Raw genomic sequence first — 17,053 nt, forward strand, 5'->3', positions numbered from 1 at the left:
AACGGAAAATCGCTGGTGACGGCCGAGCGGCCGCGCGCACACTGCGGGCGTGGCCGTACTGGAGAAAACCGCGTCCGCACGGGGAACCGGGCTGAGCCTGACCTCGTGGGTGCTGTTCGGCAGCTCCGGTCCGCTTGCCAAGGCGGTCATGGCGGCCGGCTGGTCGCCGGCCGCGGTGACGGCGGTGCGGATCGCGCTCGCGGCGGTGCTGCTGCTCCCGGTGGTCGCGGTGCTGCGGCCGGGAGCGTTGCGGTTCCGGCGCGGTGAGCTGCCGCTGCTGTTCGGCTACGGCCTGCTCGGCGTGGCCGGGGTGCAACTGTTCTTCTTCGTGGCGGTGGCCCGGATTCCGGTCGGCGTGGCGATGGTGCTGGTGAACCTGGCGCCGGCGCTGGTCGCGCTGTGGGTTCGGGTGGTGCGGGGCGCGCGGCTGCCCCCACTGGTGTGGACCGGGCTCGCGCCGGCCCTGCTGGGTCTGGCACTGGTCGCGCAGTTCTGGCACGGGCCGCGGCTGGACCCGCTCGGCGTCGGCGCCGGGCTCGCCTCGGCCGCGTGCTCCGCCGGGTACTTCCTGCTCGGTGAACACGGCGCTCGCCGCCACGACTCGTTCGGGCTGACGGCGGCCGGCCTCGCGATCGGGGCGGTCGCGCTGGCCGTCGTCAGCCCGCCGTGGTACGCCGGACCGCTCACGAGCTCCGCGGCGCTCGGCGATCTCCGGATCCCGGTGTGGCTGTTGGTCCTGGTGCTGGCCGGGTTCGCCACCGCCGTGCCCTACCTCGCGGGGCTGCGGGCCCTGCGTGACCTCTCGTCGTCGCGGGCGAGTGTGCTGGCGCTCGTGGAGCCGCCGGTGGCCGCCGTGCTGGCCTGGGGTGCTGCTCGGCCAGGCGCTCGGGCCGGCACAGCTGGCCGGCGCGGTGCTCCTGCTCGCCGGGGCGGTACTGGTGCAGGTCGCGAGCTCACGGGTGCTGCCCGGATGACACAGCCGTGGTCAGGCCAGCACCTCCGCGTTGTGCTCACCGATTCCGGGCGCCGGGCGCGGGTCCAGGCGCGTGCCGTCGACCACCAGCGGGGACTTCGGCGCGCGATGGGGGCCCACGCCGGGCTGGTCGAGGGTCGCGAACAGTTCCCCGTCGAGCGCGCCGGACCTGGGGAGCTCGGCGAAGGTCCGGTACCGCTGCCACAGGATGCGGTGGCCCTCCAGCGCTTCGGCTGCTTTGGCGAACGGCGTGCGTTCGAACCACTGCGCCAGCAGTGCCGAGATCAGGTCGCGGTGATCGTAGCGCGCCGCTTCGCCGGTGAAGTCGATCCCGAGAGAGGCGGCCAGGGCCGCGAACGTGTCCGTGAGGCCCGTGGCGGTGAGGAGCTTGGCCCAGTGCCGCTCGGTGAGGACGACGATCACGACGCGGACGCCGTCGGCGGTGGTGAAGTCGCGGCCGTACGTGCCGTAGATGTCGTTGCCGGATTTGGTGCGTTCGTGGTCGGTGACCTGCGCTTCGGCGAGGTAACCGAGGTTGCCGGCGGTGGCGAGGGCGACGTCTTCCAGCGCGAGGCGCAGCGACGTGCCCCGGCCGGTCTGAAGCCGGCGGCGTTCGGCGGCGAGCAGGCCCGTCGCGAGGTACAGGCCCGCGGCGAGGTCCCACGCGGGCAGCACGTGGTTCACCGGCGCGGGAAGTGCGGCCGGCCCGGTGATGAGCGGGAAGCCGGTCGCCGCCTGCACGGTGTAGTCCACCGCGCCTCCGCCGTCGGCGCGGCCCTCCAGCAGCGCGTGGATCACGTCCGGGCGGCGCGCGGACAGCGCCTCATAGGTGAGTTCCGGGTGGCGGTCGGTGTTGGTGACCACGACGCACGGTCCGCTGTGGACGATCAGGTCGGCCACGCGCTCGCGGCCCCCGGCCGTCGCGAGGTCGACCGCGATGGCGCGTTTTCCCTTGTTCAGCCCGGTCCAGTACAGGCTCGTGCCCTCGTCGGACAGCGGCCAGCGTGTGCGGTCGGGCGCGCCGCCGAGGGGTTCGACGCGCACGACATCCGCTCCCAGCTGCGCGAGCGTGAGCCCGCACAGGGGAGTGGCGACGTAGCTGGAGATCTCGACGACGCGCAGTCCCGCGAGCAGAGCTTCAGGCATCTGCTTTCCCCGTGAAGTCGGGCTTGCGGTGCTCGCGGTGCGACGCGAGGCCTTCCCGGACCTCCGGGCCGGCGAAGCCGTAGAACTCCAGCGCCACCGACGCGTCGAAGATCGAGCCGGCGAGCTGGCGGTACCACATGTTGAGGCTCTGCTTGGTGAAGCGGATCGCGTTCGGCGCTCCATTCGTGAGCTCGTGGGCGATCTCCCGCGCGGTCGGCAGAAGTTCCGCGTCGTCGTCCACACACAGCGAAACCAGGCCGATCCGCTCGGCCTCCTCGCCGGTGAGCGGGCGGCACGTGAGCAAGTAGTACTTGGCCTTCGCCATCCCGCACAGCAGCGGCCAGCAGATCGCCGCGTGGTCCCCGGCCGCGACGCCGAGCCGCGTGTGGCCGTCGACGATCTTCGCCGTCTTGGTCACCACGGACACGTCGGCCAGCACCCCCGCGACGAGTCCGGCGCCGACGGCCGGGCCGTGGATCGCCGAGACGATCGGCTTCGAGCAGTCGATCACGTTGTAGACGAGGTCGCGCGCCTCCCGCATGGTGCGCGAGCGGGCCTCGAAATCGGTGGTCAGCTTCTCGACCAGGTCGAACGAGCCGCCCGCCGAGAACCCTTTGCCCTCACCGCGCAGCAGCACCGCGTTCACCTCGCGGTCGCGGTCGAACTCCCGCCAGATCTCCGCGAGCTCCCCGTGCGCCTCATCGCTCACGGCGTTGAGGTTCGGCGCGTCCAGCACCAGTTCGACGACGCCGTCCTCGTCCGGCCCGTCGACCCTCAGGTGCCCGAAACGTGCGTACCGGCTCATGCGGCTCCCTCCGTGGTCAGGCGGCGGGCGGGCTCGGGCCTGCCGGTGAAGGTGACGTCCCCCCCCTTCACCGTCCGGACCGGCTGCGCCCATCCTCGCGGTGAGGCTAGCGAGTCCGGTGCAGGGCGCGCAGCGGATGAGGGAGCAAGGCGGGGTCAGCGCACGGTGACCTCGAACCGTAGCCCGAAGTTGTCGAGCGTCAGCGGCAGGTCGCCCGGTGTCAAGATGGTGTCGCGGAGGCGGAAGTCGTGGTGCTGCAGCAGGTTCGCGAGCATCGTCGACGCGGTGAAGAGCACCAGGTCACGGCCCGGGCAGGCGCCGGGGCCGCCGCTGAACGGGACAAGCGCCGGGTTGGCCGCGGCGCGGCCGTCGAGCCACAAGGCCGGGTCGAAGGTGTTCGCACATGGCAGCTGGTCGGGGTCGCGGTGGAAGAAGGGCGTGTAGATGAAGAACGTCGTCTTCTCCGGGCCCCAGGCGGTGGCGGTGCGGCTTTCGCGCAGCAGCGCCGGCGTGGTGGGCCAGAGCCGGACGGATTCGAGCACGGCCGCGCGGAGCAGGGGGAGCTGGTGCGGTTGCGTCAAGTCGAGGCCAGCCGGCTCGGCGTGGGCTTCGGCGCGGCTGTCGGGGTGGGTAGCCAGCAGGGCCAGGGTCCGGAAGACGGCCATCCCCGCCGCGTCGAACGCGAACAGCCAGTGCGGCAGCTGCCCAGCCGGGTCGGTTACACCGTTGTCCGGCTGGGCCGCGAGCGCGGCGGCGAGGCTGCCCGGCCGGGCCAGTGCGACCTGGCGGCGGACGAGGTCGAGGAACCGTTGCCGCGTTTTGCGGTGCTTCGGGCGCGCGTAGGCCCAGTTGGCGTCGAGCCGCAGCTGTGCCAGCAGGTCGGTCAGCTCGCGGTCCTCGGCCGTGTCACCCCCGAGCACGATCTGCCGGACGGCGATCCACCAGTGCTCGTTGAAGCTGTCCCAGTCGAGGGTGCGGCGCAGCAGGACATCGGCCTGGTCGTGAAGCACCCGCGCCCACGGCCCGGCCAGCTCGTGCACCTCACGGCCCGGCTCCAGCACGGCCTCGTTCACCTTGCGCCGCACCTCGCGCGCGTGGCCTTCGGAGATCAGCACGCCGTGGGGCTGGAAGTGCCCGAGCGCCGCCGCCTTCTCGCGCGTGTCCGCGCTGAACGGCCACGGCGTCCCGGCCAGCAGCGCGCCGACTTCCTCCGGTGAGAGCACGAGATCGATCGCCCGCCCGGGCACCCGCAGCCGCAGCGGCCGCATACCGTAGCGGCGCCGCAGCCGGCGCAGCTCGTCGACCGCGGGCCGGCCGGCGCGCAGCTTCTGCGCCAGCGCCAGCACCCACGGCCGGCGCTTGATCACGCCGGTGGCCAGTGTCGGCAGCAGCACCCGCGTCACCACCCTCGCGGTGTCCGCCACGCTCGCCCGCGCGGCGGGTTCGCGCGGCTCCGCGGACTCGGCGAGGGCCTGCTCGGACGGGATTGCCTGCGGTCCTTGTCGCGTCACCATGCCCAGGGCTTACCCGCTCGGCGGGGCGGCGCAACCTGGTTTAGCGCAGTCGGCAGCCGGGCAATCCGAGTCGCGTGCTGGACCATTCGCGTGCACCCGTCCTGGAGGCTGTCCACCGCTACCGGGCAGACGGTTACCTGAGTTTCCTGCCCCCGGGCCACAAGCAGGGCCGGGGCGTCGATCCGCGCGTTGCCGAAGTCGTCGGCCGCGACGTGTTCGCCTCGGACGTCATCCTGATGAACGGCATCGACGACCGGGCCATGAGCCGAGGCGTGCTCGCGCGTGCCGAGGACCTCATGGCCGACGCCGTCGGCGCCAGCCGCGCGTTCTTCTCGACGTGCGGCAGCTCCCTGTCGGTCAAATCGGCGATGCTGTCGGTGGCCGGGCCGGGGGAGAAGCTGCTCTTGTCGCGCAACGCCCACAAGTCCGTGGTCGCCGGTGTGATCATCAGCGGGGTCGAGCCGGTGTGGGTGCACCCGCGCTGGGACGGTCGTCTGCACCTGGCGCACCCGCCGGGACCGGACGCCGTCGAGGCGAACCTCGAACTTCACCCCGACGCCAAGGGCATGCTGCTGATCACGCCCACCGACTACGGCACCTGCGGCGCGATCCGGGAGACCGCGCGGTTGTGCCACGCGCGCGGCCTGCCCCTGATCGTCGACGAGGCGTGGGGCGCTCACCTGCCGTTCCACCCGGACTTGCCGACGTGGGCGATGAACGCGGAGGCCGACCTGTGCGTGACGAGCGTGCACAAAATGGGCAACGGGCTCGAACAGGGCTCGGTGTTTCACCTGCAGGGCGACCGCGTTGATCCCGAGGTGCTCGCCGCGCGCGCCGATCTGCTGGGTACGACCAGCCCTTCGTCGCTGATTTTCGCGGGCCTCGACGGGTGGCGCCGGCAAATGGTGGAGCACGGCCGCGAACTTCTCGACCGCGCGATCGAGCTCGCGAAGGCGACGCGCGCCGATCTGTCCGCCATCCCGGGGATCAAGGTCATGGAGCGGCCTGACTTCGTCGGGCCCGGCCTCGCCGATGATCAGGACCCGCTGAAGATCGTGCTCGACCTCGCCGAGCTCGGCCGCTCCGGCTACGACGTCAACAACTGGCTGCGCGACGAACACCGCGTCGACCTCGGGCTGTCGGACCACCGGCGGGTGACCGCGCAGCTCACGGTCGCCGACGACGAGGAGACCGCGAGCCGGCTCGTCGCCGCGATCCGGTCGCTCGCCGAGCGCGCGGACGAGCTGCCTGCGGCCAAGCCCATCGACCTGCCCGGCCCCGGCGAACTCGAGCTGGAACAGGCCCTGCTGCCGCGCGACGCGTTTTTCGGACCCACCGAGGACGTCGAACCCGGCCAGGCCGTAGGCCGGATCGCGGCCGAGATGATCAGCCCGTACCCGCCGGGCGTCCCCGCCGTGCTGCCCGGCGAGCGCATCACCCGGACCGTGCTCGACTACCTGCTCAGCGGCCTGGACGCGGGCATGTACGTGCCGGACCCGGCCGACGTGCGCCTGCGCACGCTGCGCGTCGTCGCCTCCTGATCGGCGTTTGCCCCGCCGCGCCGTGGGTATTCACCGCTGTGATCCACGGCGGACGGGAGGTCGGGTGGCGCAGCGGGACGGGATCGGCGAGCCCTGGGGCACGAGGACGCCGTACGGGCGGGGTGAGCGGTGGCCGGCGCGGGTGGACAGTCACCTCGCCGAGGGGGTACGCCCGGAAGATGTCGAGGGTTGGGCGCGCAGCGCGGCGGTGCTGCATTCCAACGGCGACGGTCTCGACCTGGCGGTCGCCGGCGGGCGGATCGCCGGGGTGCGCGGCCGGGCCGACGACCGCGTCAACCGCGGGCGGCTGGATCCCAAGGACCTCTTCGGGTGGCAGGCCAACTCGGCGCCGGACCGGCTGACGGTCCCGTTGGTGCGCCGGCACGGTGAGCTGGCCGAGGCGAGCTGGGACGAAGCCATGGACCTCGTCGTCCGCCGCAGCAAGGAGCTGCTCGACGAGCAAGGGCCTGGTGCGCTGGGCTTCTACACCAGCGGCCAGCTGTTCGCCGAGGAGTACTACACAGTGGCCGCGGTCGCGCGCGGTGGCCTCGGGACGAACCACCTGGACGGCAACACCCGCCTGTGCACGGCAACGGCCGCGGCGGCGCTCAAGGAAACGTTCGGGTGTGACGGGCAGCCCGCGTCCTACACCGATGTCGACCACGCCGACGTCATCGCGCTCTTCGGCCACAACGTCGCCGAAACACAAGCGGTGCTCTGGGAACGGATCCTCGACCGGCTGGCCGGCTCCGAGCCCCCGAAACTGCTGTGCGTGGACCCGCGCGCCACGCCGGTCGCTCGCGCCGCGACCCTGCACCTCGCCCCCCTGCCCGGCACCAACGTGGCGTTGATGAACGGGCTGCTGCACGAGATCATCGAACACGGCTGGGTCGACCGCGATTACGTGGACCGTCACACGGTCGGGTACGACGAGCTCGCGGCGACGGTCGCGGACTACCCGCCCGAGCGCGTCGCGGAGGTCTGCGGGCTCGACGCGGCGGAGATCCGCGAAGCCGCGCGGCTGCTCGGCACGGCGGAGGCACTGCTGTGCACCGTGCTGCAGGGCTTCTACCAGTCCCACCAGGCCACGGCCGCCGCCGTGCAAGTCAACAACGTCGTGCTGCTGCGGGGGATGCTCGGCAAACCCGGCGCCGGCGTGCTGCAGATGAACGGGCAGCCCACCGCGGAGAACACGCGCGAGTGCGGCGCCGACGGTGACCTGACCGGATTCCGCAACTGGGCCAACGACGAACACGTGCGCGAGCTGGCCGAACTCTGGCGCGTCGACGTGAGCCGGATCCCGCACTACGGGCCGCCGACCCACCTCATGCAGATGCTGCGCTACGCCGAGAACGGCAGCCTGCGTTTCCTGTGGGTATCGGCCACCAACCCGGCCGTGTCCCTGCCCGACCTGCACCGCATCCGCTCGATCCTGGCGCAGGACCGGCTGTTTCTCGTGGTGCAGGACGCGTTCCGCACCGAGACCGCCGAGCTCGCCGACGTCGTGCTCCCGGCGGCGATCTGGGGGGAGAAGACCGGCACGTTCACCAACGCTGACCGCACGGTGCACCTGTCGGAGAAGGCCGTCGACCCGCCGGGGCAGGCGCGGGCCGACCTCGACATCTTCCTGGACTACGCGCGGCGGATGGACTTCCGCGACCGGGACGGCGAGCCGTTCCCGGCGTGGACCGACGCCGAGTCGGCATTCGAGGCCTGGCAACGGGCGTCGGCCGGCCGCCCGTGCGACTACAGCGGGCTGAGCTACCGGAAGTTGTGCGAGGTGAGCGGGATCCAGTGGCCGTGCACCGACGAGCACCCCGACGGCACCGAGCGGCTCTACACCGACGGGAAGTTCTTCGCCCACCCCGACTACTGCGAAAGCTACGGGCGTGACCTGGTCACCGGCGCGCCCACGGAACCGGTCGAGTACCGGGCGATGAACCCCGAGGGCAAGGCGATGCTCAAGGCCGCCGGGTACTTCCAACCCCACGAGACACCGGACACCGAGCGTCCGTTCTTCCTGATCACCGGCCGCACCCTCCACCACTTCCACACCCGCACGAAAACCGGGCGCGCGCCGCAGCTGGATGCGGCGGCGCCGGAGGTGTGGCTGGAGGTGTCCGAAGCGGACGCCGCCGCGGCGGGGCTGTCCGAAGGGGACCTCGCGGAGGTGTCGACGCCGCGCGGCGCGGTGCGCGCCCACGTCCGGGTCGGGGGGATCCGCGACGGGGTGCTGTTCCTGCCGTTCCACTACGGCTACTGGGACGTCGACCACGCCGCAGGTAAGGACGGTGACCGGGCGGCGAACGAGCTGACGTTCACCGACTGGGACCCCGTGTCCAAGCAACCGTTGTTCAAAACCGCCGCCGCCGCATTGCGCAAGGTCGGGGAGGACAAGCCGGCGGCCGCGATCGCGCCGGCACACACGACGGTCCACGAGGACCCCGCCGGGGAGGCCGCCCGATGAAGCTGGGCCTGGCACTGCGTGAACTGCACCGCGCCGAAAAGGCGCTGGCGCGCGACCTGCGCAAAACTGCCGACCGGCACGTCGTCGAGCACGAGGTGCACCACGTCGGCCGGGACCTGGCCGGCTGGTCGGCGGCGCACGTGCGGGAAATCGCGCGGTGCGGCCGGGCCTACGGGCTCCGGCTCGACGAAGACGTGCCCGGCTCGGGTCCGCTGGCCCCGGTGCGCTCGGCGCTGGCCGAACTGAGCGCGGGCCGGCCGGAGCCAGGGCTGCTGCTGCTCGCCGACCTGCGCCGGCTGCACCGCAAGGCCGCCGGCGTCTCCCTCGACTGGGAACTGCTCGCGCAAGGTGCGCAGGCGGCGAAGGATACCGAGTTGCTCGACCTGGCGAGCCGCTGCCACCCGCAGACGCTGCGCCAGCTGAAGTGGACCAACGCGATGCTGAAGATCCTCTCGCCGCAGATCCTCACGAGCTGAACCGGTTGGGGCGCCGGTCGCGGGGTACCCGGGGCGCGCCGCACGGCTGACCGAAGGAGGCTCATGACCACCACGAAACGCGAAACGGACCTGATCTCGGTGATCGTCGACGACCACCGCGCAGTGGAAGGCGTGTTCACCGAACTGGAGTCGGGCACGGGCGATGCGCAGCGGCGCAAGGACCTGGTGGATCACGTGATCGCCGAACTGGTGCGCCACTCCGTCGCGGAGGAGCAGCACATGTACCCGGCCGCACGCAAGCACCTCGAGGGCGGCGACGAGCTCGCCGACCACGAGATCGAGGAGCACTCGGAAGCCGAGAAGGTGATGAAGCAGCTCGAGCGGCTCGACCCGGGCGACGACGGCTTCGAGTCGCTGCTGGCGAACCTGATGACGGACATCCGCCACCACATCGAGGACGAGGAGCAGGACCTGCTCCCCAAGCTGCGCGCCGCGTGTCCACCCGAGGAACTGCGTGACCTCGGGGAAAAGGTGCTGGCCGCGAAGGAGAAGGCGCCCACGCGCCCGCACCCGGGCGCACCGGACCGTCCGCCGGTCAACCTCGTGCTCGACCGCGGGGCCGCGTTCGTCGACAAGATCCGCGACACGCTGTCCGGGCGGCACACGTAAGTCCCGCCTGAACTCCCGCGCCTGGATTCCCGCGCCTGAAACTCCCGGAGTGCCCCGGCCGCCCTGCAGCGGCCGGGGCACTTCTGTGCTCGGCGCTAATGCGCGGTCGGCGGCCGCGAGGCCGGCTCCGTCGGATGTGGACGGCGGGTGTGGATGTGGGGCGGCCGCAGGTGGCGCCGCACGGGCCGCTGCGCCGAACGGTCGATTTGCGTGCTGCGCCCGGACCACGGCAATTCTGCACCGTTTGCCGACCATTTCTCGTGTCGATCTTGAATGGATCGTTCATTGCTGCGCGCACTTTTCTCGATCATTCGGCAGGTCGGGTGCCCCTTTTTGAGGAAAGCTACTGGCCGGTATCAGGCGCGTTGATCTTCGGAACCGCTTCCGTGAATGGGTCTTCTTTCGGCCGGACAACCAGGAAATCGGTTTTCATCGATCTCGTGTTTTCGGGCCGATCGATACGGGTAGCTGAACTGAGTGACGCAGCCACATTCCTGTTCGCCTTGTTTTCGGGGGCAGCGTGCGGGTTGTGCATGTGGAACTCGCTACCGCAAGAGTCAGGAGGAGCGGCAATGAAGGCAGGAACGCGGATGGCGCTCGGCGTCGCGGCCGGCTATCTGCTGGGGCGTACCAAAAAGGGGCGTCTGGCGTTGATGATCGCGGCCGCCGGGGCGACCGGGAAGGCCGGGGTGTCCCCGACGAAACTCGTCCAAAGTGGTCTGAAGCAGCTGAGTTCGTCGGCGGAGGTCGGCCAGCTGACCTCGCTGGCGCGCGACGAGTTGCTGAGCGCGGCCAAGTCGGCCGCGGTGACGGCGGCGAGCGGGAAGATCGAATCGCTGAGCGAACGCCTCCAGGACGGCAGTGCGCTCACTCGCGGCAAGAAGTCCCGCGGCAAAGCCGAGGACGATACCGAGGAAGAGCGCGACGAGCACGATGAGCGCGACGAGCAAGAAGACGAAGCCGAAGACGAAGCCGCCGACGAGGAGCAGGACGAGAGCCAGGACGAGGACCAGGAGCAGGACGAGTCCGAGCCCGAGCCCGAGCCCGAGAAGCCCAAGCGGCGACGCGCGGCGAGCCGCCGGACCGGTGACGAGGACGAAGGTTCCGAGCGTCCGGCGCGCCGGCGTCCGGCGAGCCGGCGCTCGTCGTCGTCCGAGGACGACGAGGGCTCTGGTAGCACGCGCACGGCCACCCGGCGCTCGCCCGTGCGGCGGGCCAGGAGGTGAACGCAGTGGTCACGAAGACCCTGAAGAAGACCACGGACAAAGTGACCGACACGGCCGGCAAAGCGACCGGCGCCGCCACCGGTGCGGCGACCGGCGCAGTGTCGAAGGCCACCGGCGACACCAGCGTGCTGACCGACGCGCTGAAGGGGCTGGGCCAGGCGGCGGTGAACCGCGCGACGACTTCGCTGACGAAGCGAATCTCATCCACGGCCGGTCGCCTCACCGACTTCGCCGAAGGCGGCGGTGGGGGCCTGCTGGAGGCCGCCACCGGCGGCAAGCCCGGCGTCAAGGGCAAGGCGATGATGGGTGCGGTCAAGGGTGGCCTGTCCGGGATCGCGCAGAAGGTCAAGGACGCGTTCACCGGTGGGGGCGGCGGTGGCCGGGGCGACAAGATCAAACTCACGAACATCGTCGAGGAGATCGACATCGGCGCGCCCATCGACCTCGTGTACGACCAGTGGACCCGGTTCACCGAGTTCCCGTCGTTCATGAAGAAGGTGAAGAACGTCGAGCAGGTCAGTGACGAGAAGACCGAGTGGAAGGCGCAGGTCTTCTGGTCGCACCGCAGCTGGGAGGCCACGACCCTCGAACAGGTGCCCTACGAGCGGATCGTGTGGCGCTCGAAGGCGCAGAAGGGCCACGTCGACGGCGCGGTGACCTTCCACGAGCTGACTCCGGACCTCACGAAGGTCGTGCTCGTGCTCGCGTACCACCCGCAAGGCATGTTCGAACGCACCGGCAACATCTGGCGGGCCCAGGGCCGCCGTGTGCGGCTGGAGCTCAAGCACTTCCGCCGCCACGTGATGACCGAGGCCCTGCTCCACCCCGACGAGGTCGAGGGCTGGCACGGCGAGATCCACGACGGCCAGGTCGTCGAGCAGCAGGACGAGGACAGCGATCGCGACGAGAGCGCCGACACCGAGTCCGAACAGGAGCAAGACAGCGGCGCGGCCGGAGCCGAAGAAGACGAAGACGCCGAAGAGTCCGAAGAGGAGCCCGAGGAAACCGAAGACACCGACGAGTCCGAAGACAGCGATGAACCCGAAGAGGCGGCCGAAGACGAGCGGCCGCGCCGCCGGCGCGCCCGCGCGGGAGCCGGCAGAAGTCGAGGAGGGAACCGATGACGACAGCTGTACAGCCGTCCGGAGGGGGCGGGGGTTTTGACCGGCCCAGTTCGAGCAGCCTCGCCGACGTGATCGACACGATCCTCGACAAGGGTCTCGTGATCGACGCGTACGTGCGGGTGTCCCTGGTGGGCATCGAGCTGCTGACCATCGACGCACGGGTCGTCGTGGCCAGTGTGGACACCTACCTGCGGTTCGCGGAGGCCGTGAACCGGCTGGACATCTCCGACACCGAGCAGAAGGGGCTGCCCGACCTGCTCGAGGACGTGACCTCCGGTGGCGCCAAGTCGAAGACCAAGGGCGCGATCGAGGCGGCCGGCGACAAGCTGCGCGACATCCTGGGTGAGGACGAGGAAGAAGGCGAACCCGCGGGCCGGGGAAGAAAGGGGCGGTGAGGCGATGAGCACCGACACGAAGACCGACACCGACACCGCCGTGTACGTCTACGGGATCGTGCCCTCCGACGTCGAACTCGACGAGGACGTGCAGGGGGTGGGCGATCCGCCCGCGGCCGTCAAGACCGTCCGGAGCGGACCGATCGCGGCGCTGGTGAGCGAAATCCCACAGGATGCGCCACTGGGCCGTCCCGAGGACCTCTCCGCACACGCCGGGCTGCTGGACGCGGCCGCCGCCGAACTGCCTGTACTGCCCCTGCGCTTCGGCGCCGTGGTCACGGACGAGCAGGCGATCGTCGACGAGCTCCTCGACGCGAACCGCGACGACTTCACCGCCGCACTCGAGCAGCTGGAGGGCAAGGCTGAGTTCATCGTCAAGGCGCGCTACGACGAGCGGGCCATCCTGCGAGAGGTCCTGTCGGACAGCGAGCAGCTGCAGCAGCTGGCCGAGGCGATCCGGGGCAAGCCCGAGGACGCCACCCGCAACGAGCGGATGGCCCTGGGTGAGCAGATCACCCAGGCGATCGAGGCTAAGCGTGCGGCCGACACCCAGCGCGTGGCCGACGCGCTCGCCGAGGTGGCCGTGGAAATGGCCCCGCGGCAGCCGACCCATGAGGAGGAGGCCGTGCACTTGGCCGTCCTGGCCGAAACCGGGCGGCAGGAGGAGCTGGAAGCCGTGCTGGACGAGCTCGCGACGGAGTGGGAAGGCCGCGTCGAGGTCCGCGTGCTCGGGCCGCTGGCGGCGTACGACTTCGTCGTGACGCGGGCACCGGAGTAGCGCGATGGGCCTGTTGTCGGGGATCGCCGGCCTGCCGCTCGCGCCGCTGCGCGGGGTACTCGCCCTGGGCGAGCTGATCCGGCGCCGGGTCGACGAGGAGATGCACGACCCGGCGTCCGTGCGGCGCGAGCTGGAAGCCGTGGAACGGGCGCGGGCGGACGGCGAGATCTCGGCCGAGGAAGAAGCCGAGGCGCAGCAACAGGTGCTGGATCGGCTGACCCGCGCCCGGCCGCCCGGCCCGTCCGACGAGAAGAGGAGGTGACGGCTGATGGCCACGTCGAAGGGCGAGGGCCGCACGTCGTCGACCCGCAGTCGTGCGAAGGACGGCATGGTCGCCTCGACGGCGGCCGCCGCGGCGGTGCGGCAGCTGGACGAACTGATCACGAGCGAGCCGGTGGGCGTCACGTCCGTCGAGCCGATCGAGGACGGCTGGGTCGTGGAGGTGGAGGTGATCGAAGAACACCGCATCCCGTCTTCGGCCGACTTGCTGGGGCTGTACGAAATCGAGCTGGACGATGAGGGTGACCTCCTCGCGTTCCGCCGGACGAAGCGGTACGCGCGCGGTAAGGCGGGTACCGGCTACGAGGGGAGCTGACATGGTTTCGGGGCAGCCGGTCACCAGGTCCCAGGGTGGGCTGGGCGCCGCGGGCGGCCAGCCCGCGAACCTCGGTGACATCCTCGAACGCGTCCTGGACAAGGGACTCGTCATCGCCGGGGACATCCAGGTCAACCTGCTCGACATCGAGCTGCTGACCATCAAGCTGCGGCTGGTGATCGCGTCGCTCGAGACGGCGCGTGAGGTCGGCATCAACTGGTGGGAGAGCGACCCGTGGCTGACCGGCGACAACGGGCAGCTGCAGAACGAGAACCGGCAGCTGCGGGCGCGCATCGCCGAACTCGAGTCGGGGCGCGAACGGGAGTCCATCGAGAGCGGTGGGGACGACGATGACCGCGACTGACGGGACCGCCGTCTGGCTGTACGCGGTGACCCGCTCGGCGGAGTTCGCCGGACTGGACATGCTGCCGGGCGTTGCGGCTGAACCGCCGCGGGTCATCGAGGCCGGCGGGCTGGCCGCATTCGTCGGCGACGTGCCGCTGACCTCGTTCGGCGAGGAAGCCTTGCGCCGCAACCTCGAAGACCTCGATTGGCTCGCCGCGGTGGCCCGCGCGCACGACGCGGTGATCGCCAACCTGGTGGACCGCGCGCCGGTGGTCCCGATCCGGCTCGCGACGGTGTACCACGACGACGAATCGGTGCGCGCTGTGCTCGAGCAGCGAGCCGAGGACTTCGAGCGGACGCTGCGGCACGTGTCCGGCCGGATCGAATGGGGCGTGAAGGCGTTCCTGGACACCGAACCGGAGCCGGCCCCCGCCGCTTCGCCGGGCAAGGGCGCCGGCGTGGCGTACCTGGCTCGGCGGCGAAGTGCCCTGGCCGCGCGGGAAGAACGCCAGCAGCGCGCAGCCGAGGAGGTGCACCGCCTTCACGCCGCGTTGTCCGAGCTGGCAGTCGACGCGTGCACGCACCCGCCGCAGAGCCGGGCGCTGGCGGGGGAGGACGGGCCGATGGTGCTCAACGGCGCGTACCTCGTCGACACCGGGCAGTCCGGCCGGTTCGCCGAGGCGGTGGACTCGTGCGGCCGGGAAAGCGGTGTGCTGTCGGTGCGCCTGACCGGCCCGTGGCCGCCGTATTCCTTTTCTTCGCTGGAGGCACCATGACTTTGCCGGCGCGTGCGGGGGAACGCAACGTCGCTTTGATCGACCTGCTCGACCGGGTATTGGCGGGTGGTGTCGTGGTGAGTGGGGAAATCACGTTGTCGATCGCCGATGTGGATCTGGTCCAGATTTCCCTGCGCACCCTGATCTCGTCGGTCTCCGCATTGCAGCCGCGCCATGGGTGACGCGCGGGAGAACCGGATCAACGCCGACCCGGAGACGGCCGAACGCAGCCTCGTGAGCCTGGTGCTGACCGTGGTCGAGCTGCTGCGCCAGCTCATGGAGCGCCAGGCGCTGCGGCGCGTCGACCACGGTGACCTCGACGACGACAAAGTCGAGGAGATCGGGCAGACGCTGATGTACCTCGATCTTCGCATGGACGAATTGTGCGAACACTTCGGTCTGGAGCGGCGGGAACTGAATCTTGATCTGGGTCCGCTGGGTCCGCTTCTGTCCGAAGAATAAGTTTCGGCGAGGCATTTCCGGGTATTCACGGGCATCGCTTTGAAAGGAAGTCGGCGATGGCTGTCACCGGAATCATCAGCGCAATCCTCGTCGGGTTGGTCATCGGCGTGCTGGGGCGTCTCGTGGCGCCGGGCAAGCAGAAGATCCCGATCTGGCTGACGATCGTCATCGGCATCATCGCGGCGTTCGCGGGCACCGCCATCGCGCGCGGCGGTTACGCCGAGACCGCGGGATTCGACTGGCTCGAACTGCTGACGCAGGTCGTGCTGGCCGCGCTCGGGGTCGCGCTCACCGCTGCCGCCTACGGGAAGAGGCGCAAGGTGTGGCGCTGACCCCCGCCCAGAGCCCAGCCCGGTCCAGTCCCTTCTGGACCGGGCTGGCGCCTGTCCGGTGCCGGTCAGTCGCGCCGGCGTTCGCGCTGCTCGCCGATGACCTGCTGACCCGTGTCCTCGGCGTCGCCGACACCTTCGGGCGGCTCGCCCTCACCGTGCATCTCCTGCGTGGGATCGGGTTCGGGGTGGCGCCGCTGTTCGTCCATGGCGGACGGATACCCCGTCGCGGCTCCGGTTTATCCCGCGGTGGCGGGGGTATCGCGCGATCATGGAGCTGCCCACGGTGACTGATCTCGACGGCCTGGCCGCGCTGTTCGGCCGCGAAGGCGGAGAGGACCTGTACGTCCGCTGGTCCCACGGTCCGGAGGCCGACATCGCGGACAGCGAGCGCGCGGAGTCCAGCCGGGACGCGCTGACGGGCGCGGCGCTACCGGGGTTGTCGGCCAACTCGCTGCGGACCGAACCGTGGTGGTGCGGCCGCTCGACGCGGCTGTGGCTGGCGCGGCGCCTGTACGACTACGAGCACCTGCGCGATCTGCGCGGACCGGGCGTGCGCCCGTGGGTGCTGCGCGGCCGCGAGATCGCCCGCGGTCCCGACAACGAGCCGCTGGTCGTGGACGTGGAGCCGCTCGCCTGGGTCGCCGACGCGGTGCTCCACGAAGCCCGGCGCCTGGTGGACGAACAGCAGTCGGCGGAGTGGGGGCCGCTGGATCGCCGCGTGCACACCCGGTGAGCTGACCGGATCGCCGGCTCGAGGGGGACCCGCTCGGACGTCGTGATGAAGCAGACCCCGGACCGCCGCGAGAGGTGACCCGAAGGCGCCGGCGAACGTGCCTGCGCCTTTGCCACCTCACGATCGCTGTGGCGGGCTTCGACGACCTGCTTGACGGGCAGACGTTGGAGGTGCCGCCGGCCCGGACGGACCGGCGGCGCCCCCGGGCGTGGCCTGGCTGGGACCGCGTGGACCCACGCCCGCAATGCCGGTACCCGTTCGTGCGCGGCCCAAACGCGGGTCACCCCGGGCCGGCGGACGGCAGGTGCCAGGTCATGGTGACCGTGGTGCCGTCGGTGCCGGAGTGGAAGTCCGCGCGGTCGGCCAGCAACCGGATCAGGGGTACGCCGCGGCCGTGGAGGGAGCCGGCCCGGCGGACCGGTTGCCAGTGGCCGTGATCGGTGACCGTGACCCGGAGGCTCTCGCGGTCCTGGCGCGCGTGGATCTCGACGTCGCCGGGCGTACCGCCGGCGTAGGCGTGCTCGACGGCGTTCATCAGTGCTTCGTAGGCGGCGAGTTCGACGTCGGACACGAGCGGGGCGGGCAGCCCGCGGGCGCCGGCCCATTGGGCGAGGGCGCGGCGCAGCGCGGTGGCGTCGTCGACGCGCGCAGGCCGGCACAGAGTCAGCGTGGCGGCGGGATCGGCGCTGCGAGCCGGGCACATCGAGGGAGCTCCTCGGGTTTCGCGGATGTCTG

Annotated in this window: 21 protein-coding genes and 1 pseudogene; 17 read left to right on the forward strand and 5 right to left on the reverse strand. The window is 71.0% G+C overall.

Annotation, left to right across the window (positions count from 1 at the left end; genetic code table 11):
- Positions 1–148: 148 nt before the first annotated feature.
- Positions 149–808: pseudogene (locus tag I6J71_RS19150) on the forward strand (EamA family transporter); the annotation flags it as partial.
- Between the two features lie 177 nt (positions 809–985).
- Here the strand turns inward: I6J71_RS19150 and I6J71_RS19155 are convergent.
- The 3 genes from I6J71_RS19155 to I6J71_RS19165 form a co-directional block, all read right to left on the reverse strand.
- Positions 986–2,119 (reverse strand): CoA transferase, encoded by a 1,134-nt coding sequence (locus I6J71_RS19155; RefSeq protein WP_204095945.1) that lies wholly within the window; start codon positions 2,117–2,119, stop codon positions 986–988.
- Positions 2,112–2,924 (reverse strand): enoyl-CoA hydratase/isomerase family protein, encoded by an 813-nt coding sequence (locus I6J71_RS19160; protein WP_204095946.1) that lies wholly within the window; start codon positions 2,922–2,924, stop codon positions 2,112–2,114. Before I6J71_RS19160 ends, I6J71_RS19155 begins: the two co-directional genes overlap by 8 nt.
- A 155-nt stretch (positions 2,925–3,079) precedes the next feature.
- Positions 3,080–4,438 (reverse strand): cytochrome P450, encoded by a 1,359-nt coding sequence (locus tag I6J71_RS19165; RefSeq protein WP_204095947.1) that lies wholly within the window; start codon positions 4,436–4,438, stop codon positions 3,080–3,082.
- Positions 4,439–4,515: 77 nt separating this feature from the next.
- Between I6J71_RS19165 and I6J71_RS19170 the strand changes: the two genes are divergently transcribed.
- The 15 genes from I6J71_RS19170 to I6J71_RS19240 all read left to right on the forward strand — a co-directional run bounded on the left by I6J71_RS19170 (position 4,516) and on the right by I6J71_RS19240 (position 15,585).
- Positions 4,516–5,979, forward strand: a complete 1,464-nt coding sequence (locus I6J71_RS19170; protein WP_204097137.1) for an aminotransferase class I/II-fold pyridoxal phosphate-dependent enzyme — start codon at positions 4,516–4,518, stop codon at positions 5,977–5,979.
- 64 nt (positions 5,980–6,043) lie between these two features.
- Positions 6,044–8,446, forward strand: a complete 2,403-nt coding sequence (locus I6J71_RS19175) for a molybdopterin oxidoreductase family protein (protein WP_204095948.1) — start codon at positions 6,044–6,046, stop codon at positions 8,444–8,446.
- Positions 8,443–8,922 (forward strand): hypothetical protein, encoded by a 480-nt coding sequence (locus I6J71_RS19180; protein WP_204095949.1) that lies wholly within the window; start codon positions 8,443–8,445, stop codon positions 8,920–8,922. Before I6J71_RS19175 ends, I6J71_RS19180 begins: the two co-directional genes overlap by 4 nt.
- Positions 8,923–8,985: 63 nt before the next feature.
- Positions 8,986–9,552, forward strand: coding sequence for a hemerythrin domain-containing protein (locus I6J71_RS19185; protein ID WP_204095950.1), 567 nt, complete (start codon positions 8,986–8,988; stop codon positions 9,550–9,552).
- A gap of 260 nt (positions 9,553–9,812) precedes the next feature.
- Positions 9,813–10,778, forward strand: a complete 966-nt coding sequence (locus I6J71_RS19190) for a hypothetical protein (protein ID WP_239155039.1) — start codon at positions 9,813–9,815, stop codon at positions 10,776–10,778.
- Positions 10,775–11,902, forward strand: coding sequence for an SRPBCC family protein (locus I6J71_RS19195; protein ID WP_204095951.1), 1,128 nt, complete (start codon positions 10,775–10,777; stop codon positions 11,900–11,902). Before I6J71_RS19190 ends, I6J71_RS19195 begins: the two co-directional genes overlap by 4 nt.
- On the forward strand, positions 11,899–12,297 hold the full coding sequence (gvpJ, locus tag I6J71_RS19200) for a gas vesicle protein GvpJ (protein ID WP_204095952.1): 399 nt from the start codon (positions 11,899–11,901) through the stop codon (positions 12,295–12,297). Before I6J71_RS19195 ends, gvpJ begins: the two co-directional genes overlap by 4 nt.
- Before the next feature lie 4 nt (positions 12,298–12,301).
- The gene (locus tag I6J71_RS19205; RefSeq protein WP_204095953.1) at positions 12,302–13,075 is read left to right on the forward strand and encodes a GvpL/GvpF family gas vesicle protein; all 774 of its coding nucleotides are present in this window, start codon (positions 12,302–12,304) and stop codon (positions 13,073–13,075) included.
- Between the two features lie 4 nt (positions 13,076–13,079).
- Positions 13,080–13,337, forward strand: a complete 258-nt coding sequence (locus I6J71_RS19210; RefSeq protein ID WP_204095954.1) for a gas vesicle protein GvpG — start codon at positions 13,080–13,082, stop codon at positions 13,335–13,337.
- Positions 13,338–13,343: 6 nt separating this feature from the next.
- Positions 13,344–13,670 (forward strand): gas vesicle protein GvpO, encoded by a 327-nt coding sequence (gene gvpO, locus I6J71_RS19215; protein ID WP_204095955.1) that lies wholly within the window; start codon positions 13,344–13,346, stop codon positions 13,668–13,670.
- 1 nt (position 13,671) lies between these two features.
- Entirely contained in the window at positions 13,672–14,034 is a 363-nt protein-coding gene (locus I6J71_RS19220; RefSeq protein WP_204095956.1) for a gas vesicle protein, read from the forward strand.
- Positions 14,021–14,791 (forward strand): GvpL/GvpF family gas vesicle protein, encoded by a 771-nt coding sequence (locus I6J71_RS19225; protein WP_204095957.1) that lies wholly within the window; start codon positions 14,021–14,023, stop codon positions 14,789–14,791. The genes I6J71_RS19220 and I6J71_RS19225 overlap by 14 nt, the downstream gene beginning before the upstream one ends.
- The gene (locus I6J71_RS19230) at positions 14,788–14,973 is read left to right on the forward strand and encodes a gas vesicle protein (RefSeq protein ID WP_204095958.1); all 186 of its coding nucleotides are present in this window, start codon (positions 14,788–14,790) and stop codon (positions 14,971–14,973) included. Before I6J71_RS19225 ends, I6J71_RS19230 begins: the two co-directional genes overlap by 4 nt.
- On the forward strand, positions 14,966–15,253 hold the full coding sequence (locus tag I6J71_RS19235) for a gas vesicle protein K (protein WP_204095959.1): 288 nt from the start codon (positions 14,966–14,968) through the stop codon (positions 15,251–15,253). The genes I6J71_RS19230 and I6J71_RS19235 overlap by 8 nt, the downstream gene beginning before the upstream one ends.
- Before the next feature lie 56 nt (positions 15,254–15,309).
- Positions 15,310–15,585, forward strand: a complete 276-nt coding sequence (locus I6J71_RS19240; RefSeq protein ID WP_204095960.1) for a GlsB/YeaQ/YmgE family stress response membrane protein — start codon at positions 15,310–15,312, stop codon at positions 15,583–15,585.
- 65 nt (positions 15,586–15,650) lie between these two features.
- Here the strand turns inward: I6J71_RS19240 and I6J71_RS19245 are convergent, their stop codons facing one another.
- Positions 15,651–15,791, reverse strand: a complete 141-nt coding sequence (locus tag I6J71_RS19245) for a hypothetical protein (protein ID WP_204095961.1) — start codon at positions 15,789–15,791, stop codon at positions 15,651–15,653.
- Between the two features lie 62 nt (positions 15,792–15,853).
- Between I6J71_RS19245 and I6J71_RS19250 the strand changes: the two genes are divergently transcribed.
- Positions 15,854–16,318, forward strand: coding sequence for a DUF6098 family protein (locus tag I6J71_RS19250; RefSeq protein ID WP_204095962.1), 465 nt, complete (start codon positions 15,854–15,856; stop codon positions 16,316–16,318).
- A 280-nt stretch (positions 16,319–16,598) separates the two neighbouring features.
- Here the strand turns inward: I6J71_RS19250 and I6J71_RS19255 are convergent, their stop codons facing one another.
- Positions 16,599–17,021, reverse strand: coding sequence for an ATP-binding protein (locus tag I6J71_RS19255; RefSeq protein ID WP_204095963.1), 423 nt, complete (start codon positions 17,019–17,021; stop codon positions 16,599–16,601).
- Between the last annotated feature and the right edge of the window lie 32 nt (positions 17,022–17,053).

Source organism: Amycolatopsis sp. FDAARGOS 1241, assembly GCF_016889705.1.
In the GTDB taxonomy this organism is placed as follows: Bacteria; Actinomycetota; Actinomycetes; order Mycobacteriales; family Pseudonocardiaceae; genus Amycolatopsis.

Excerpts from the sequence above, each read along its gene's own strand:
- I6J71_RS19255 (WP_204095963.1), bottom strand. The coding sequence starts at position 17,021 with ATGTGCCCGGCTCGCAGCGCCGATCCCGCCGCCACGCTGACTCTGTGC.
- gvpO (WP_204095955.1), top strand. The coding sequence starts at position 13,344 with ATGGCCACGTCGAAGGGCGAGGGCCGCACGTCGTCGACCCGCAGTCGT.
- I6J71_RS19235 (WP_204095959.1), top strand. The coding sequence starts at position 14,966 with ATGGGTGACGCGCGGGAGAACCGGATCAACGCCGACCCGGAGACGGCC.
- I6J71_RS19230 (WP_204095958.1), top strand. The coding sequence starts at position 14,788 with ATGACTTTGCCGGCGCGTGCGGGGGAACGCAACGTCGCTTTGATCGAC.
- I6J71_RS19165 (WP_204095947.1), bottom strand. The coding sequence starts at position 4,438 with ATGGTGACGCGACAAGGACCGCAGGCAATCCCGTCCGAGCAGGCCCTC.
- I6J71_RS19185 (WP_204095950.1), top strand. The coding sequence starts at position 8,986 with ATGACCACCACGAAACGCGAAACGGACCTGATCTCGGTGATCGTCGAC.
- I6J71_RS19245 (WP_204095961.1), bottom strand. The coding sequence starts at position 15,791 with ATGGACGAACAGCGGCGCCACCCCGAACCCGATCCCACGCAGGAGATG.
- I6J71_RS19180 (WP_204095949.1), top strand. The coding sequence starts at position 8,443 with ATGAAGCTGGGCCTGGCACTGCGTGAACTGCACCGCGCCGAAAAGGCG.
- I6J71_RS19225 (WP_204095957.1), top strand. The coding sequence starts at position 14,021 with ATGACCGCGACTGACGGGACCGCCGTCTGGCTGTACGCGGTGACCCGC.
- I6J71_RS19210 (WP_204095954.1), top strand. The coding sequence starts at position 13,080 with ATGGGCCTGTTGTCGGGGATCGCCGGCCTGCCGCTCGCGCCGCTGCGC.
- I6J71_RS19250 (WP_204095962.1), top strand. The coding sequence starts at position 15,854 with ATGGAGCTGCCCACGGTGACTGATCTCGACGGCCTGGCCGCGCTGTTC.
- gvpJ (WP_204095952.1), top strand. The coding sequence starts at position 11,899 with ATGACGACAGCTGTACAGCCGTCCGGAGGGGGCGGGGGTTTTGACCGG.
- I6J71_RS19240 (WP_204095960.1), top strand. The coding sequence starts at position 15,310 with ATGGCTGTCACCGGAATCATCAGCGCAATCCTCGTCGGGTTGGTCATC.
- I6J71_RS19155 (WP_204095945.1), bottom strand. The coding sequence starts at position 2,119 with ATGCCTGAAGCTCTGCTCGCGGGACTGCGCGTCGTCGAGATCTCCAGC.
- I6J71_RS19205 (WP_204095953.1), top strand. The coding sequence starts at position 12,302 with ATGAGCACCGACACGAAGACCGACACCGACACCGCCGTGTACGTCTAC.
- I6J71_RS19160 (WP_204095946.1), bottom strand. The coding sequence starts at position 2,924 with ATGAGCCGGTACGCACGTTTCGGGCACCTGAGGGTCGACGGGCCGGAC.
- I6J71_RS19220 (WP_204095956.1), top strand. The coding sequence starts at position 13,672 with ATGGTTTCGGGGCAGCCGGTCACCAGGTCCCAGGGTGGGCTGGGCGCC.